1 protein-coding gene and 1 pseudogene are annotated in these 1,941 nt (G+C 60.5%); both read left to right on the top strand.

The window, feature by feature from the left end; all coding sequences use genetic code 11:
- Positions 1-660: pseudogene (locus KQI17_RS13330) on the top strand (hypothetical protein); the annotation flags it as partial.
- A 10-nt stretch (positions 661-670) separates the two neighbouring features.
- A partial coding sequence (locus KQI17_RS13325; RefSeq protein ID WP_216496677.1) for a TPM domain-containing protein occupies positions 671-1,941 on the top strand: 1,271 nt, incomplete at its 3' end.

Here is a 1,941-nt window from a genome sequence, read left to right as displayed (position 1 = left end):
CCGAAGAGCTTTTCCAGCGAAAATCATCTGCAGGAGATCAGCGGCGTCTATGTTCCGTTTTGGATGTTCAGCGGCGAGGCGGAGGGCGACGCGCACTTCGACGCCACCCGCTCGCGCACATACAAAAGCGGCGACTATCGGATCACGGAGACGGATCACTACGATGCCTACCGCGCCGGAAGTCTGGCCTTTGAAAAGATCCCGGTGGACGGATCGGAAAAGATGCCGGATGAGCACATGGACTCCATCGAGCCGTATGATTACAGCGAGCTGAAGCCCTTCTCGACAGCCTATCTTCCGGGCTTCCTTGCCGACAAGTTCGATGTGACGGCGGAGGACAGCCGCCAGCGCGCCGATTCGCGCTGTGCAGGTACGCTGAGAAGCGCGCTGGAAAAGACTGTGTCGGGTTATGAGACCTGCTCGGCACGGGAGAGCAATACAACGATCAAGCGCGGCAAGGTCCATTACGCGCTCATGCCCGTGTGGATGCTCAATACGAAATGGCACGGCAAGGACTTCCTTTTTGCCATGAACGGACAGACCGGAAAGCTCGTGGGCGACCTGCCTGTGGATAAGGGGCGGTATTGGGCGATGTTCTTCGCCATTGCCGTGCCGCTGTCCGCCATCGGCTCGTTTTTGGCCATGACACTGCTGCGATAGGAGGGCGGACATGAAGAGAAAAATTACAGCCTTGCTGCTCTCGCTGCTGCTCCTGCCTGCATTGTGCGTTCCCGCCCTGGCGGCGATCGAGTATGGGGTGTTCTACGATGAAACGGAGCAGCTCGGCTCCGTGGAGCTGAGCTACGCGGCGGAGCAGACGCTCCCTCGGCTCACGCAGGAGCTTGGCGTCGATCTGCGGGTGGATGCCTTCACCGACGAGGGCGTGGAGGACAGCAGCGTCTCAGATATCGCGGTGTATGTCTATGAGAATTCCGGCTACGGCTGCGGTGAGCGGAAGGACGGCGTCTCGCTGACGCTGCTGCTGCGCGGCACGGAGAATGGCGCCTACACGCTCTCGGAGACGGATTGGTGCGTGTATGCCTTCCTCGATGAGGCGCGGGGCAGCGCACAGGAGCTGTCCGACGCTGTATACAACGCGGTAAAGCCTTATATGGTCGAGCGCGCGTGGAACGGCGAGGACATGAACATGAGCGCCACAGCGCTCTCGCAGGCGGTAAACGCGATGGCGGAGAGCGTGGAGGACTATATCCGCGAAAACGCCTCGCCGGATGTCACAGGCGGTGCGGACGCGCCGGACGAGACGGAGACCTCGCCGCCCGAGATCACAGAGCTCCCGGAGCCGGACACATCGTCCATGCGGTACATATTCGACCTCGCCGGCTGCCTCTCATCCGATAGCAGGACGAAGCTGGAGGCACGCGCGGAGGAGATCTCCACGCGCCACAGCTGCGGCGTTTATGTCGCTTTCGTGGACGATTATAAGGTGTACAGCCAAGGAGGCGACGTCTACGAGGGGACCTATCGGTTCTACCACGATAAGCAGCTCGGCATGGGGGATGGGCGTGACGGCGTGATCGTCCTGCTGAGTATGCAGAACCGCAAATATGCCATGTTCATCTATGGCGAAAATGCCGCCTACGCCATCAATGAGTATGGCGCGGAGCAGCTGGAGGGACGCTTTTTAGGCCAGTTCAGCGACGGCAACTGGTACATCGGTGCTGCCGAGTACCTGACCGCCTGCGACGAGTATCTGAGCCTTGCCGAGGCAGGCAAGCCCGTGCGGGAAAGTCCGTGGGCGGTGATCGCGATCATTGTGATCGTCTCCTGCCTGATCGCGAGCGGCGTTTGCAAGGTGCTTAAAATGAACATGAAGACCGTCCGGCGCGGCGCGGCGGCGGATGAATACGTCACCGGCGAGGGGCTGGCGCTGACGGAAAGCAGCGACCGCTTTATGTACACGACCGAAACACGAACGAAGAT

Origin of the sequence: Oscillibacter sp. MSJ-31, from assembly GCF_018918025.1 — a bacterium.
Lineage (GTDB): Bacteria > Bacillota > Clostridia > Oscillospirales > Oscillospiraceae > Hominicoprocola.
This window is presented reverse-complemented; position numbering and strand designations above follow the sequence as displayed.